This window comes from Ktedonobacter sp. SOSP1-85 (assembly GCF_016587415.1).
Lineage (GTDB): Bacteria > Chloroflexota > Ktedonobacteria > Ktedonobacterales > Ktedonobacteraceae > Ktedonobacter.
In genome coordinates this window covers 84553-99656 of sequence record NZ_BNJI01000002.1, presented here as the reverse complement: position 1 = coordinate 99656, position 15104 = coordinate 84553, and the positions used below count along the sequence as shown (strand labels likewise).

15 protein-coding genes are annotated in these 15104 nt (G+C 56.2%); 7 read left to right on the top strand and 8 right to left on the bottom strand.

What is annotated here, in order from left to right; genetic code table 11:
- Nucleotides 1-20: 20 nt before the first annotated feature.
- The 4 genes from KTE_RS28705 (at nucleotide 21) to KTE_RS28690 (ending at nucleotide 3587) form a co-directional block, all read left to right on the top strand.
- Nucleotides 21-1094 carry a branched-chain amino acid ABC transporter permease gene (locus KTE_RS28705; RefSeq protein ID WP_201387478.1) on the top strand — a complete coding sequence of 358 codons (1074 nt, stop codon included), beginning with the start codon at nucleotides 21-23 and terminating at the stop codon, nucleotides 1092-1094.
- The gene (locus KTE_RS28700) at nucleotides 1091-1963 is read left to right on the top strand and encodes an ABC transporter ATP-binding protein (protein ID WP_201387476.1); all 873 of its coding nucleotides are present in this window, start codon (nucleotides 1091-1093) and stop codon (nucleotides 1961-1963) included. Before KTE_RS28705 ends, KTE_RS28700 begins: the two co-directional genes overlap by 4 nt.
- Nucleotides 1957-2664, top strand: a complete 708-nt coding sequence (locus tag KTE_RS28695; RefSeq protein ID WP_201387474.1) for an ABC transporter ATP-binding protein — start codon at nucleotides 1957-1959, stop codon at nucleotides 2662-2664. The genes KTE_RS28700 and KTE_RS28695 overlap by 7 nt, the downstream gene beginning before the upstream one ends.
- Nucleotides 2665-2816: 152 nt before the next feature.
- Complete coding sequence (locus KTE_RS28690; protein ID WP_201387473.1) at nucleotides 2817-3587, top strand: 3-hydroxybutyrate dehydrogenase; 771 nt, start codon at nucleotides 2817-2819, stop codon at nucleotides 3585-3587.
- Between the two features lie 101 nt (nucleotides 3588-3688).
- Here the strand turns inward: KTE_RS28690 and KTE_RS28685 are convergent, their stop codons facing one another.
- The 5 genes from KTE_RS28685 to KTE_RS28665 form a co-directional block, all read right to left on the bottom strand.
- Nucleotides 3689-4777: a DUF4037 domain-containing protein gene (locus KTE_RS28685; protein WP_201387471.1), complete on the bottom strand. Its 1089-nt coding sequence runs from the start codon at nucleotides 4775-4777 to the stop codon at nucleotides 3689-3691.
- A gap of 157 nt (nucleotides 4778-4934) precedes the next feature.
- Nucleotides 4935-5765, bottom strand: a complete 831-nt coding sequence (locus tag KTE_RS28680) for an alpha/beta fold hydrolase (RefSeq protein WP_201387468.1) — start codon at nucleotides 5763-5765, stop codon at nucleotides 4935-4937.
- Between the two features lie 98 nt (nucleotides 5766-5863).
- Nucleotides 5864-6310, bottom strand: a complete 447-nt coding sequence (locus KTE_RS28675; protein WP_201387466.1) for a cupin domain-containing protein — start codon at nucleotides 6308-6310, stop codon at nucleotides 5864-5866.
- 168 nt (nucleotides 6311-6478) lie between these two features.
- On the bottom strand, nucleotides 6479-7111 hold the full coding sequence (locus tag KTE_RS28670; protein ID WP_201387464.1) for a TetR/AcrR family transcriptional regulator: 633 nt from the start codon (nucleotides 7109-7111) through the stop codon (nucleotides 6479-6481).
- Nucleotides 7112-7180: 69 nt separating this feature from the next.
- On the bottom strand, nucleotides 7181-7726 hold the full coding sequence (locus tag KTE_RS28665) for a GNAT family N-acetyltransferase (protein ID WP_201387462.1): 546 nt from the start codon (nucleotides 7724-7726) through the stop codon (nucleotides 7181-7183).
- 165 nt (nucleotides 7727-7891) lie between these two features.
- Here KTE_RS28665 and KTE_RS28660 point away from each other — a divergent pair, with 165 nt between their 5' ends.
- The 3 genes from KTE_RS28660 to KTE_RS28650 all read left to right on the top strand — a co-directional run bounded on the left by KTE_RS28660 (nucleotide 7892) and on the right by KTE_RS28650 (nucleotide 11004).
- Complete coding sequence (locus tag KTE_RS28660) at nucleotides 7892-8302, top strand: RidA family protein (RefSeq protein WP_201387461.1); 411 nt, start codon at nucleotides 7892-7894, stop codon at nucleotides 8300-8302.
- A 319-nt stretch (nucleotides 8303-8621) separates the two neighbouring features.
- Complete coding sequence (locus KTE_RS28655; RefSeq protein WP_201387458.1) at nucleotides 8622-9284, top strand: RNA polymerase sigma factor; 663 nt, start codon at nucleotides 8622-8624, stop codon at nucleotides 9282-9284.
- Complete coding sequence (locus KTE_RS28650) at nucleotides 9277-11004, top strand: PQQ-binding-like beta-propeller repeat protein (RefSeq protein WP_201387456.1); 1728 nt, start codon at nucleotides 9277-9279, stop codon at nucleotides 11002-11004. The genes KTE_RS28655 and KTE_RS28650 overlap by 8 nt, the downstream gene beginning before the upstream one ends.
- Nucleotides 11005-11167: 163 nt before the next feature.
- Here KTE_RS28650 and KTE_RS28645 read toward each other — a convergent pair whose 3' ends face one another.
- The 3 genes from KTE_RS28645 to KTE_RS28635 form a co-directional block, all read right to left on the bottom strand.
- Nucleotides 11168-12232, bottom strand: coding sequence for an alpha/beta fold hydrolase (locus tag KTE_RS28645; protein WP_201387454.1), 1065 nt, complete (start codon nucleotides 12230-12232; stop codon nucleotides 11168-11170).
- A 4-nt stretch (nucleotides 12233-12236) separates the two neighbouring features.
- Complete coding sequence (locus KTE_RS28640) at nucleotides 12237-13775, bottom strand: long-chain fatty acid--CoA ligase (protein WP_201387452.1); 1539 nt, start codon at nucleotides 13773-13775, stop codon at nucleotides 12237-12239.
- A 190-nt stretch (nucleotides 13776-13965) separates the two neighbouring features.
- Nucleotides 13966-15045 (bottom strand): 3-oxoacyl-ACP synthase, encoded by a 1080-nt coding sequence (locus KTE_RS28635; RefSeq protein WP_201387450.1) that lies wholly within the window; start codon nucleotides 15043-15045, stop codon nucleotides 13966-13968.
- Between the last annotated feature and the right edge of the window lie 59 nt (nucleotides 15046-15104).

Genomic DNA, 15104 nt, shown 5'->3' with positions numbered 1-15104 from the left:
CAATCAAGGAAGATTTTGCTATGGCAATGAAAAAGCGTGCTGAGGGTCGGTCTCCCGTGCTCTCACCCGTCCCGACAGAGACAGCCGGGCGCTTCTCGGGGCGCATGCGCGGCTGGATAGCCAGCGCCTGTCTCTTGCTAATTCTCCTGCTGCTCCCCACACTCTATGATGGGCTCTTCGGCGGCAGTGCCAACTTTGAGCTGCATCGCGTGAGTCTGATTGGTATCTTCGTCATTGCGGCCCTGGCCCAGAATGTGCTGACAGGCTATGCCGCCCAGCCCTCGCTGGGTAACGCGGCCTTCTTTGGTGTTGGCGCCTACATGCTGGCTTGGACGACGAACGATCTCAACTGGCCCTTCTGGCTGGGAATTCTTATAGCCATGGCCGCGTCGGCTATTCTGGGGGTAATCATTGGGGGGCCCGCACTGCGTATCTCGGGTGCGCACCTCGCCGTGGCGACCCTGGGACTGGTGCTAATCACAGGCTCACTCCTCGATCTATGGGACAAGGCCGCGGGCCGCCAGAACTACGATCTCAATACGATCCCTCTCTGGCTAAGCGATGACCGCGCACTCTATTTCCTGATTATGGCCGTGGTTGCGCTACTGCTCTTCCTGAGTTTCTACCTGTTGCGCTCGCGGGTGGGGCGGGCCTGGATCGCCATTCGCGACGACGAGGCCGCCGCCGAGGCCTTTGGCGTTAATATCACGCGCTATAAACTCCTGGCCTTTGTCGTGAGCGCCGTACTGACCGGGCTGGCGGGCGCACTCTATGCCACCTGGGCCACGACCGCCAGTTCTTCGATGTCCAGTTCTGATCAGACGATTGCCTTCCTGGCGATGATTGTAGTAGGCGGTCTGGGCTCGATTGTTGGTTCGGTACTGGGCGCGCTCTTCGTGGGCTTCCTACCCCTGCTCCTGGGCCAGTTGCCCAATCCCCTGGTCATGGGCAGTATGCAGATCCAGGTTGCGACCTTGACGACGGGCATCTACGGCTTGCTCCTGCTACTGGCCCTGATCTTCTTCCCCCACGGCTTGAGCGGCCTGGTAGAGCGTTTCCAGGGGAAACGTGATACGAGAGGAGGGCAGGCATGACGACTGCGCAGAACACGCCTCTACTGGAGATTCGCGACCTGAGCGTGCGCTTTGGCGGCCTGCTCGCCCTCTCCGAGTTTTCGCTAACGGTCGAGCAGGGAGAGATCTATGCCCTGGTCGGACCCAATGGCGCGGGCAAGACGACCGTGCTGAATTGTATCAGCGGCTTTGTCCGCCCCGTGGCTGGCTCGATCACCTTCGCGGGCACCTCGCTCTTGCCGCTGGGACGAGACCGCCGCATCCGCCTGGGCATCGGACGCACCTTTCAGCAGCTACAACTCTTCGCCAGCATGACGGTTCTGGAGAACTTGCTGGTCGCGCAGCACTCCGCCATGCGCTCTGGTCTTTTTGAGGGAATACTGCCCTTTGGTCGCGCTCCGCGTGAGGATCGCAAGGCCCGTACGCGTGCTCGTGATACTCTGATTCTGCTCGGGCTGGAGGAATACGCCGACACCAGGGTAAGCGTTCTTCCACATGGCATTCAGAAGCTTGTAGGGGTAGCGCGGGCGCTGGTGCTCCGTCCACGCCTGGTCTTGCTCGACGAGCCAGCCGCAGGCATCACGCATCAGGATGTTGAGGCCATGGCGCAAAATCTGCGTACCTGGCGCAAAGAGCTTGGCACTACCCTGCTCCTGATCGAGCATAACATGAGCCTGGTGCAGGCCGTGGCTGATCGCGTCTGCGTTCTTGATTATGGGCGCAAGCTGGCTGAGGGCGCGGCGCGCACAGTCCTCTCCGATCCTGCCGTGCTGGAGGCCTACCTGGGCCGCGAGGCGCTTGAGGAGCCAGAAGTTGTGCGCAGCGCTGTGCATGAAGCAACCAGTATCTCTGAGGAGCAAGAGGCGCGAAGGGAGGATTCAACGTGTTAAAAGTAGAGCATGTAAGCGCTGGCTATGGCGCGGTGGATGTCCTACATGACGTCTCTTTCGTGGTTCCCGAGCGCGAGATTGTGACCATCCTCGGCGCCAATGGCGCGGGCAAGACCACGCTCATGCGTGCGCTCACTGGGCTGATCAAGACGCGCCAGGGGTCAATTACATTGCAGGGACAGCAGATCGAAAGCTGGAGTCCTGAGCGACGTGTGAAAAAAGGCCTGGCCCTTGTTCCCGAGGGACGTGAGCTCTTCCCCTCGCTTACCGTGTACGAGAATCTTTTGATGGGAGCCTTCACACGTGCATCGCGCCAGGAGCGCGAGGAGACCCTGGAGCGCGTGCTCAAGTACTTTCCGCGCCTGAAAGAGCGCCTGCATGCCTATGCCGCCAGCCTCAGTGGCGGCGAGGGTCAGATGGTCGCCATCGGACGTGCTCTCATGGCCCATCCGCGTGTGCTCCTGCTCGACGAGCCTTCGCTTGGTCTGGCCCCAGTCGTCGTGGATACCGTCTTCGACGTCATCGCCCGCTTGAATGTCGACGAAGGATTGACTATCATACTGGTAGAGCAGAACGCTCGCCGCGCCCTGCGTATCGCCTGCAAGGCCTACGTCCTTCGCGGAGGGACCATCGCCATGGAAGGCACAACGCGAGAACTAGTCTCCAGTGCCGCCATCCAGCAACTCTATCTTGGAGGCTAAATAGATTGTAGGGTCCATGCTAGCATGGACTCCCGAGCGAAGCGACGCCCCAGCGGTTGGGTATTCCCCATTCGAGGACGCGGCGGCCTGTGGGCCTCGGAGTCCAAGCCAGCTGGGACCCTACACATTAATTTTCAAAGGAGAATCATGCTATGACAGGCTTAGAAGGAAAGGTTGCCCTGGTTACCGGTGCCGCATCAGGGATCGGCCTGGCAATTGCCCGTGCGTTCGCCGAACAGGGCGCGCGTGTTACATTGACTGATATTGATATAGAGCGTGGCGAGGCCGCAGCCGCGGAAATTTCCGGCGCTCGTTTCCTGGCCGCTGATATGTCGAAGGGCATCGAGATTGAGCGCCTCGTCGACGAGATTTTGAAGACCGAGGAGCACATCGATATCCTGGTCAATAACGCGGGCATTCAGCATGTCTCGCCCATCACCGAGTTCTCGGAGGAGAAGTGGCGCCTGATCATCGATATCATGCTCACCTCGCCCTTCCTCCTCACCAAGGCCGTGCTGCCCTCCATGTATGAGCACAAATGGGGCCGTATCCTCAATATTGGCTCCGTGCATTCGCTCAGGGCTTCTGCATACAAGTCTGCCTATGTAAGCGCCAAGCACGGCCTTCTGGGCCTGACGCGCGTCACCGCCCTGGAGGCGGCTGAGCATGGTGTGACTTGCAACGCCATCTGTCCCTCCTATGTGCGCACGCCCCTCGTCGAGAAGCAGATCGCCGACCAGGCCCGCATCCACAACATCCCCGAAGAGGAGGTCGTCGAGAAGGTCATGGCCGCTGAGGGCGCGATCAAACGCCTGCTCGAACCCAGCGAGGTCGCCCAGCTCGCTCTCTTCCTCTGTAGCGACGCCGCCAGCGGCATCACCGGTAGCGCCCAGACCATCGACTGCGGCTGGACCGCCCACTAGAGCGGCATAGATATAGGACGACGCTACTAAAGTACGCGTCTACATATTACGCGCATATGTAGACGCGTACTTTAGTAGCGTCATCCCTTTGTATTCACCCTCTATTCATAGAGCCTTAGTAACCGCTCGTGTTCTATACCTTCGATATCTGTGCTATCGCTCCACTGGCTCAGGCTTCCTATCAAGCGTCGCCCGGCGATACGCTGCACATCGGGCTCGGTAATCTCTTCTCGTAGTGCCTGGGCGAATAGCTCGCCGTGGATGACCCGGAAGGGGCGATCATAGAAGCTGGAGGCGACTTCGGGCAGGATCTTGCTTACACCGAGCGCGTTCTGCATGCGTGCCAGGACCTCATAGGCGTCGGCGAGGGCGTCCATGCGTTCCTGCCAGCTCGCGGCCTGTTGCGCCCGCCAGAGCAGAGGGTAGATCTCTCCGGCACAGCGCAGCCGTTGAAAGCCTGTGCCAAACCACTTGGCATAGGGGGCGTACTGCCTCTCCATCAAGAAGCACAGGTTCATCACATCGCGGACGAGGCGCGAGGCGATGAGCGCCGAACCCAGCTCGTCACCCATAAATCCGGCGCGGGGCATCAGGTGCTCCTCCTGTCCAATACGCTGCCAACCGCAGGCCAGGAGATAGAGCCACACATCGTGAGGATACCAGGCAAACTGCTCGCGCAGGGCGGTAAGCTCGCCTATGTCATCGTGATACACCGCTCCAGCGACGATTTCTCCCAGGGAGTGCGCCGGAAAAGTTAGCCAGTCGGCGGCCTGCAAGGGTTGCGCGAGATCATAACCAAGCTGAACACGTCCAAAATCGCGTAGCGTCATCGTGAGCACGCGGTGCTGAATTGGGCCTGCCAGGGGGCGCTTCATGCCACGCAGGGGCGATCCGCTGGCATCCAGCGGTAACGCGACCGGGAAACCCGCAAAGGTGGCTGGCAGCCGCTGGCTTAGCATATCGTCAATGGCTTCGCTCAGCCCGGCATCTTCCTCGCGTACAAAGAGAAGGAGGCGCGGCCCCCAATCGTGATCCATAGACATCTCGCTATCAAAACCCAGCACCTCACTCCCCGGCCCAATCAGGGCGGCGGCATACGCCAGCTCGGGATAAACCTCTACGAGCAAGGGTCGCACGATCTCCTCATAGAAGCGACGGCTCAACTCAACTCCTGGGATAAATATGGGCATGCGAACTCCTTACTTGCCTCAAGATGTCGTTGCTATTATCTCTGCTTACACTTCATACTATACAGATCCCCTTTGCGGAAATTTCCCGCCCATTCTGAGGAACAACAGTTCGGTTGCTCCTCAGAACACACTGCTTTCCTCCTTTTCGCCGTGCGGGTTAAAGTTCCTCGAACGATCCTGTGGTCTGCGGCGTCGTCCTGATGCTGATCGCGAACTTCCGCACGAGGTTGAGCAGGCGTCCAGGCTGCTCGATCTGCGGCAGGTGGCCAGCTTCGGGGATCGGTTCGAAGCGAGCGTTGGGGAACGATTGGGCATAGACATGACCATATTCAAGGTCTGCCACGCGATCACTCTCTCCCCAGGCAACGAGAACGGGGATTTTCACATGCCTGAGGCGACGCTGTAGCTTTGGATCACCGCCCAGCCTCTCGCTATCATACACATAGAGCGTCTCCGTATTCGCTTTCCTGGCTGCAATCTGCTCAGGTGTTATGGTCGACGGGTCGATACGGAAGGCTGCTGGATTGTGGAAGCTGAGGGCCGCTAGCTTATCGGGAGTCAAAGTGGATACATCAGGAACTGGATGCCCATCAACCTGAATACCCACGCCATTGACTAGAACGAGACCGCTTATCAGTTGCGTGGTATCGCGCAAGGCCATCGTAGACGCGATCCAGCCACCTACCGAGGACCCAATGACCAGGACATCACGCAGGTTGAGCCGTTCCAGCAGTTCAAGATAGGCAAAGGCGAGATCATCAATGCTATTGAACCACTCAGGACGTGGCTCACCTGCAAAGCCAGGGTGAGTTGGCATCAGGACGTGCGCCTTGGACAGCCCTGCAGCAATGCTTAGTACGGTCTGCGGGCCACCACCACCATGCAAGATGAGAATGGGACGACCGCTGTTCTCTCGCTCATCAAAGCGCACGGTCAAGCCATCAGCGAAAGACTCTCTTCGTGTTGTGAAAGATGGTACAGTGCTCATGTAATTCGTCCTTTCAGGATATCATAATTATTGTTTTTATCTGCAATATCGCCATGATTAGTGAATTGCTCAAGCAAGCAATTTATTTCAAAAAACGGTTAAGAAACAACCTCGGTGTCGTAGCGTGCCATCAATGCGGCCAGTTGTTGCGGCGTAGGAGCAACATCTGCCTGCATGGGTTTGCTCATTTCTTCAAAGTAGCTAACATACAGCGGAGGCGTAAACGTGTTGAGAAAACGTGCCGTCTTATCAGTCGGGTTGCTAAATGTATGCACGGCTCCTATCGGCACCATCACAAACGTGCCCTGACAAGCCCGCACTCTCTCCGTACCTGTCAGAAACTCCAATTCACCTTCGAGGACATAAAAGACCTCTTCATGTGCATGATGAATATGTGGTGGTGGTGTGGGAGCATGAGGAGGTACTTCAAATTCAGCAACCCCCAGCGTTCCTCGCGTATGTGTTCCATCCTCTTGCACCACCATCTGAATAGGGCCGAGAGAAAGCTTGCGCCCTTCTCCCGCCTTCAGTATTACAACATCCATAAAAATCCTTTCTCGCTTTACGACTTGCTCAAGCAAGCAACAGTGCAAAAACATTTCCAGAACCTGGCGAATTGGTCAAAGCCGTCATCGTGATGAGGTCTCTCATGCGACACGGGAGAAGCATACTCCTGATGGAACAAAAAACGCTTCTTCTTCGCGAAAGGGTTATCATTCATGACCAGAGAACAAACAACGCAACATGCGCTCGAGTAATTGATACGAAGCATCAAGATCGAACGTCGGGTCGAGAATCTTTTGCAATGCCAATCCATCGAAAAGAGAGAGCAGAAGAGCCGCCAGGATCTTTGGATCGACCGATGGCCCCTTTATACCTTCTGTTCTCTCCGTGTTCTCCATTACCTTTGCCATGACTGAGCCAATTTCCTCCCGTCGCTGTGCAAGCCGTTCTCGCACCGCAGGTGCAATGACGGGGTTGTGTAAGCCAAGCGAGAATGATTCGTAGCGCAGGCGATACACCTCAGCTTCCTGCCCGACCCGTTCAGAGAGTTGCGTCAAAAACGTTTCGAGAGACTGATCTGCAGGGACCTGTTGGATAAGGTGCTCCATTCTTTGATGGAATTGCTGACCAGCAGCTTGCAGTACCTCAACGAGCAATGCATCCTTGCCACCGAAGTAATAATGCACCAGTCCTGGTCCAGCCTGGGCTTCGCGTGAGATTTCCCTCAGCGTTGTCGCATCATATCCCTTCTCTGCCAGCACCTTAGAGGCTGCGGCGATGATGCGTTCTCTCGTCTTGTGCTGTTCCTCTGACGGTTCAGAGGAGGTATATTGTTTGCTCATGCAAGCAATATACCTCCTCTGAACAGAAATTGCAAGACTTTGCCTCTCAAATTCCCGCCCTTATCATTGTTACCCCAAGAGATCTAATCGCCAATCATTGCAGCGCATGAAGTGGCCCTTTGGGTACTCAAACTCACATTCCTCGACCAGGGTAAAGCCCAGCTTGCGGCAGACCGCGTTCGATGGCGGGTTTTCCACAGAGGGGAAGGCGTGCAGAAAGCGGTGCTTGCCGTCCGATCTCGCCATGGCGATGGCTAGAGTAGTTGCCATGCTCGCGATGCCCATTCCCTGGAAAGCAGGGATCACAAACCACCCGGTCTCATAGATCTCTTTGCCATTATGAGTGCTATCCCAGTAACCAACCGAGCCGACCGCCTCGCCCGTGTCCACGTGAATAATCTTGAACATTCGGCCCTTGCCCTCCTCCGCGAGCCGCTCGAAGAGGGTCTGGCGCTTGACCAACTGCTCATCACTCTCGGGGCCACCGAGATGTCTCGTCATCGCCGGGTCACCCAGCGTCTTCTTCAGCAGCGGCAGGTCACCCTCTCCCCATGCCTCGATGCGTACGCTGCTCTTATTGCCCATATCACTCCCTGACTTGCTATTTACAGACATTCCGTTCTTCTCCTTGTACAAACGGTGCAACTAGAAAATTGTAAGGTCCAAGCTAACTTGGACTTTCTCTCGCTTGCTACGTTGTTTAATATATCATTGAAACCTGTCAATACCTGTCAGGAATAATATAGTTCGCGCAACAAACCAAGGCAGAAAGGAAAAACCGTGGATAACCAGCCCACAAACATTCGCTTCATTCAACCCTCAACGCTCCCGCCGACGCCAGGCTACACCCAGATTGTCGAGGTCACGCGTGGAAGGACTGTCTTTATTTCGGGCCAGATTGCCCTTAACCCATCCGGCGAGATCGTGGGCCTGAATGACTTTCATGCCCAGGCGCAGCAGGTCTTTGAAAACCTTAAGGCCGCGCTTGCTGCCGTTGATGCCGACTTCACCAGCGTCGTCAAACTGAACATGTACGTTGTGGACATGTCTCAAATTCTCACTCTCCGCGAAGTACGCGACCGCTACATCAATACCCAGAACCCGCCCGCCATGACCCTGGTCGAGGTTCGCAGGCTGGCCCGCGAGGAATTCCTGCTCGAAATCGAAGCCATCGCCCACCTACCGGAGTAGCACAAACATTTCCTTCTATGAGGAAATGTGCGATTGCAAGATGATCCACGCACATCTCACCTTACGCTCAGGTGAGATGTGTGCACGAACGAGTTGATAAAGGTATTCGACTTCTTCTGCTGCCATATTGTATGAGCAACCTGGGCATGGTATATGTATCGCCTCCCAAATCACCTGAAATCCTTCTTCGATGCGCTATCAAATTTGGTCCACTCGTAACCCAAAAGTCCATATTTCTCTGCTCCGTAACACATTGCCTCCCTTCGTTGAAATAACAAGCAGCAAATCTATTTTACATTAATTGAGAGGAGGCAGGTCTTTGAACTTAGGACACTTTGCAAGGCAAAAGACCGGCCCAATAGACCAGGTAGAAACTCCTGCCGGCGCTCAGAAGCTCCTGCGCGATTACCTTCAGGAAAACACGGCCTCGTTACTTGGAACGTTGCGGGGCTATGTCTTGCGCATGGGTTTGGCAGTGGGAGCGGAGGTTCAGGAGGTCGCGTTAGAAATTTTCCAGGAGTGTGTCGCCGAGGCTCTGGCTTCTGCTGAACGCTTTGATCTGCAGGCACCGCCAAGGGCGTGGCTTCTGGGCATTGCCGTGAACATTATGAAGCGTCGGAAAGTGGTACAGGCCAAACGTTTCCAGCGCGAAGAATTACTGAGCAATCTCGCTCGCCGCCACCCTAATCTGCCTGATGAAAATGCCGTACTCGATTATCTGATGCCCTCAGTGACGACTGACCCATCTCAGATTGTCGAGGCCGACGAGCAGGCCGCTGCCCTACTTGCGCTGGTCTCGCCGGAGGATCAGCATATCTTGCGCCTGGCTGTACTAGAAGGTCACCAGCATACATCCCTGGCACAAGAACTGGGCACCACGCCAGGCGCAGCCCGTGTGCGCCTACACCGCACCCTGAGCCGCCTGCGCGTCGCGTGGCAGGAACAGCAGGAGAAAAGACAAAAGGGGGATCGCAATGTCTGAGCACTGCAAACCATCTGGGCAACGTTTTCCAGCTCTCTATCGCTATATCAGCGCACTGGAGCAGGGCGATCTCGATACCCTGGTTGCCATCTTAAATGAAGCAAGCCATGATTCTGCCTTAAGCGCGTTGCTGGAGGAAGTAGATGCCGTCTATCAAGCAATCGACGGCACCACCGTCTCTGAACTGGAAGCGCGACGAGCCTTACATAGTGTCCTCACACTCGACCAGAATGGTTACCTGGCACGGGATCAGCAAGCAACATTCTTACAGCATATTCAGTATGGCAATAAGGGAACACTCATGGAAGAACAAGCAACATTACCGCCTCCCAGAACACAAAATCATCTCCAACCGCCAAAGCGCAAACGCGGTCACGGGCTACAATTATTCGCAGCCCTTCTGGTAGCCTGCGTCCTGCTCGGCGTGGGTGCGCTATTCATCAATACACGTGTGCAGACAGGGCAGGCAGGACATACGTCCACAGCTACATCAGTGAGCGGGCAACCGCTTCATGGTATCGTCGTTGCTATGGCCGGAGAAATGGCCCAGCCCCCCACCACTAGTCCCCATATATATGGCTTACGCTCTGATAACGGCAAGCAGGTCTGGGATTTTGTGGTGCCAAAGGTTGCGGAAGGGCAAAGCAATGGCAAGAATCTGATTGTACAGGAGCAAAGTGTTTACGTGCTGTATAAGAGCCAGGTCTACGCGCTACAAGCTACCAATGGCAAATTGCTCTGGCACGCAAACCTTTTTAATGCGAATAGCCCACAGGAGAACTATAAGCTCCTATCTGATGGTAAGATGCTCTATATCGGTGCAGGATCCGGCGGCAATCTGCCATTTGTCAACCGCCTGGTTGCCCTGCGCCCCACAGATGGCTCAATCGCCTGGCAGCGCACATATCAGAGCGGAGACGCAACCTTGCTCGCTACTCACAATGGTATTGTGTACCTGGCAACTGGCTTTAATAGCGTGAATAGCAACCAGTTACGCGCGTTGCGCGGTAGCGATGGCACACAGCTTTGGGCATATCCTGGTGGGGAAGCATTCTCTGTCATAGCTGACGATACAAGCGTGTATCTTTTTGCGATGGCTTCCACCATTCGGCAAGACCTCAAGGGTATGCACAAAGATGAGAAAGTCATTACTGCTTTGAACGTGCAAAATGGACAACCTCGCTGGACCACTCCGGTCAGTTCGAATGGAATCGATCAGATCCAGATTGATCAGGGCAAACTTTTCCTCCTTGAATACCATAACAATGGGCAGCAAATCTGCTCCTGGCGCGTAGAGGATGGACAGCAGGTATGGTGTCACTCATTTACATTGAATACGACTGAGTCTTTTTCTTGTTCTGCTTCTTACATGGTTGCCAACGGCGCTTTACATGTCTGCTCTACCCAGACCACTCCGGTAGGCACAGCTACCCAGATTGTGCAAGGAAAGGTCAAGAGTATACCGCTATTGCACCAGAAAACGATCATCCAGGTTTATGACGCCAGCGATGGTCAGATCAGGCGATGGAGCACTACTTTAGATGACTGGAGCACAGGCAACATCATGTTAGGTGGCAAGCAGCTTTTCGTCGCTACCGCAAAACATGTCTGGGCAGTCGATCAAAGTGGGAATGTCGTCTGGAACTATCAGAATCCGAACAGCAGTTCTACTAACTCCTTATCCAATGGTTTCTCCATAGTGGCCGACAGTTCCTGGTAAAAAGATCCCGTTCTCGAATAGTTGGCGTTTAGAAGTAGAGTATTGGTATATCCCTGACGCTACGCCGCCTGGAAACCAAAACACTTCTCCCCAACCTGAAGTAGCCGCGTACGCCAGTAGCGGGTTATTACGGCCCGCTACTGGCGTACGCGGCTACTTAGCATTAATGCGCATCCATAAACTCAGTACAGAACTTGAGTACCTCGTCTTGCTTCTCGATGTGGGGCGAGTGGCCGCACTCGGGTAGTACGTGCTCCTGGTAGCTGCCGCCGTTGGCCTGGTAGCTCTCTAGCAGTGTGCGGATCTGCGTCTTCATTGGCTGGGGCGGATAGACCTGCGCGCCGGGCCAGCCAGGAATCACGCCCAGTTGTCCCAGAAAGCCGATATCAAACATTGAGGTATCGGAGACGATCTGGTCATCCGCGCCATGAAACCAGAGGATAGGCGGTTTGTCTGCGATATCGACCAGGGCGCTCTGATTCAGGTATTTGGGCGCCAGGGCGTTGTTGACACCCAGTTTGCCGGGGGCGAGGCCGGGCCAGTTCTCGGAGGGGAGCGTGTCGCCGGGATAGTTGACGGGCGTGACTTTCGTTGAGAGGATCGCGCTTACATAGATCTCCTCGCGCTCGGGTGGCACCTGGAAGGGTGGCTTAAAATAGAAGGCGTTCATCGTCGAGCGCGGCGAGGTGGGGCCGTTGCCACGATCGCCACTCTGCAGGCTCTTGACGAAATCGGCGTTGACGGTCCCTCCGCCGCTGCCCGCACTATCCAGCCAGGTTGGCGTGCCTGCAGCATCTTTAGTGCCTCCAAAGCCATAGGGCGAGCCGCTGGACTCCAGTAGGAGCGTGCGCGCCGTGCCTGGGTAGTCGATGGCGTACTGCATGATGATATTTCCGCCCAGCGACCAGCCCAGGAGATGGAAGGGCGGCAGGTTGAGCGCCTGGACAAAGGCGGCGAGGTCATCGGAGTAGTCGCGTACTCCACGCGTGGCGTCGACGGGTAGCGTCTCGCTCTCACCATAGCCGCGCATATCTGGCGCGTAGACTGTGTAGCTTCCGGTGGCCGCCAGGGCCAGCATGAAGTCCTGAAAGAAGAGTGAGGATGAACAGTTACCATGCACCAGGACCACGGGCGTCGTCCCCTGCCCTGTGGCCAAGTATGCCGTTGTGAGCCGACTTGTTTGAAGCGTGTGCTGGCTAATTCCGTCCAGCAAAAGCGATGTCGTCATGTGGTTATCCCTCCGTTACGAATTGTGTACGCAACTGTGCCTTCATGACCTTGCCCATGGCGTTGCGTGGTAAAGCATCAGTAAACATAAATGTGCGCGGAATCTTATAGCGTGCCAGTTTGTCGGCGCAGTAGGCTATGATCTCTTCTGGCGTAAGCTCCGCCTGCTCGCGGGGTACGATCACGGCCAGGCCAACCTCGCCCCACTTGAGATCTGGTCGGGGAATGACCGCGACCTCGTAGATAGCGGGATGCCGCGCCAGGACCTGTTCGACCTCGGCTAAATACACGTTTTCGCCGCCCGAGATAAGCATATCCTTCTTGCGCCCCACGATGTAGTAATAGCCCTCCTCGTCCCGGCGTACGAGGTCTCCGGTGCGCCACCACTCGCCTAAACGCGCCTCCGCCGTGGCCTCGGAACGCCGCCAATAGCCTGAGCAGACATGAGGACCCGCCAGTAGCAGTTCGCCCTCGCGCCCCGTGGGAACATCGTGTCCCTCTTCATCCACGATGCGTGCTCGTGAGTGAAAAACAGGCTGCCCTACCGAGCCCGCCTTGCGCAGAGCATCCTTGGGTGCCAGGCTAAAGCAATTGACACCGACCTCTGTCAGGCCATAGCCCTGGCGAAAAACCAGGCCCCGCGCGGCATAGCCCTCAATCACTGGGAGTGGACACGAGGAGCCACCCGTGACGCAGAAGCGGAGCGAAGAGAGATCACTTGTGGCGAAGGCCTTGTGATGTTGCATCATCTGGAAGACGGTCGGCACGGCAAAGACAATCGTGCAGCGCTCCCGCTCAATGGTTTCCAGAATGGCTTCAGGCGTTGAGTTGCGCAGGAGCACGACCGTGCCGCCGCAGTGGTAAAGTGGCGTGGTTAGCACGTTCAGACCGCCCGCGTGAAAGAAGGGGGCGAAGGTTGGCGTAATGTCGTTCTCACGTACGCCCCAGCTAATCTGCGTGTTGATCGCGTTCCAGGTCAGCATGCGGTGCGAGAGCATGGCCCCCTTGGGTGTACCCGTGGTCCCCGAGGTATAGAGAATCAGGGCTATCTCCTCACCATCCTGGCTCTGGAAGGGCCTGGCACGCTCCGCGAGTTGGGCATCAGCACCGGGAAAGCTTGCGAGTGCGCGTAACTGGGGTGTGTGTGAGTTCTGCTGTCCCAGGACTGTCGCGATAGTCTGGGACTGCTGCTGAAAGGTCGCGTCATGTAGCAGCAAGCGTGGCTCGCAGTCTATGAGGATCGTTGTCAGTTCGTTAATTGTCAGGCGTACGTTTAGGGGAACGAGGATCGCGCCGATGAGGGCGCACGCGAAAAAGGCATCCAGGTATTCTGGCGCGTTCTGCGCCAGGATCGCTACGCGTTCGCCCTGCTGCACGGCGTATTCTTCCTGAAACACAGCCGCCAGGGCGCGTGCGCGCTGGTTGAGCATACGATATGTCAGTTGCCTATGTTTGGAGGTCGTCTCGCCATCTACCAGACCAACTTTGTCTGGCGTCAGTTGTTCACGGCGCTCAAGCCATTCGCCAACGTTGATGAATGTCATGTTGCACATCGCCTCTCTGCGTTCTCTGCTAACAAGTATGCATGAAAATCGATTGAAACACAACCAGAATGAAAGAGTGTGATTGACGCTGCTAAAGTACGGTTTACATATTATGTTACGAGGCGTGTCGCGCTATTATATGTAAACGCGTGCTTTAGCAGCGTTGTGCCACCTACTTTCTGTGCTCAGGTTAGCCCCAACGCAACGCCGTCGCGCCCCAGGTAAAGCCCAGGCCCGCGCTTGCCAGGACGACCAGTTGCCCTGGGCGAAGCATATCGCGTTGTTGTGCCAGTTCCAGGGCCAAAACCTGGTCGGGCGCGCCAATATGGCCATAATCCGAGAGATAGATTGACTGCTCTTCACTGAGATGAAGCATGGAGAGGATGCGGCGATGCATCGAGGGCTTCATGTGATTGATCGCGAGCAGATCAATATCCTCCACGTGGTACCCACTGCGCTCTACAGCGTCGCTTACCACCTGCACAAAACGCTGTTCTGAAATAAGGTCCAGCCCCTGGCGCAGGTGCTCAGTATCTGGAACATGAAAGGTATGCAGTCCCTGCTCCAATGTCTCGCGCGAGGTTGGGTGCCTCGTCCCGCCCGCAGGAATAATCACATCCTCTGCCAGCGAGCCATCCGTGATAAAGGCCGAGCCCAGCACCTGGTTCAGCGCGTAATCGCGCTTCAGCAGCATCGCGCTCCCTCCATCTGAGAGATTGAAGAGGAAGCGACTGGAGGCCTCGCGAAAATCAATCAGGTCCGCCGTCCGATGCCCACCACAGATCAAGACCGTGCGCAGCCGCGTATCCGAACGCATCAAGTCGCGCGCGACCTTGAGCGCCAGCACATTTGTTGTGCAGAGAGCCGCCAACTCAAAGGCGTAGGCGTTTTTGGCCCCCAGCAGGTGCTGAATGCGATTTGCCGCCGACCAGACATAGAAATCCTTGTGCATGCTTCCCGAGTAGAGCACTAGGTCAATCTCTCCCGGCTCAAGCTCCGCCAGTTCCAACACCCTCTGCGCCGCCCTTACCGCCATAACCGAGGTCTGATCTTCATAGCTCGCCCGCCGCTTCTGCTCAATCCCAAGCTTCCCGCGCACGATCTCCTCGGGAATCCCACTCTGTTCAGCAATATAGGCCGCATCCTGTACCTGCTCCGGTAAATAGGTCGCGAATGCCACCAGCCCAATCGGCGCCGCCAGCCCTCCATCCTCGCCCTCTATCGCTCTGAAGCCGCTCTGCTCCTGTGACGCATTCTGTTCCAGGCTCACGCCATTACCCCCTTGTGTTATAATATGACAGTTGAGTCACCTTTCATATATGGTACTCA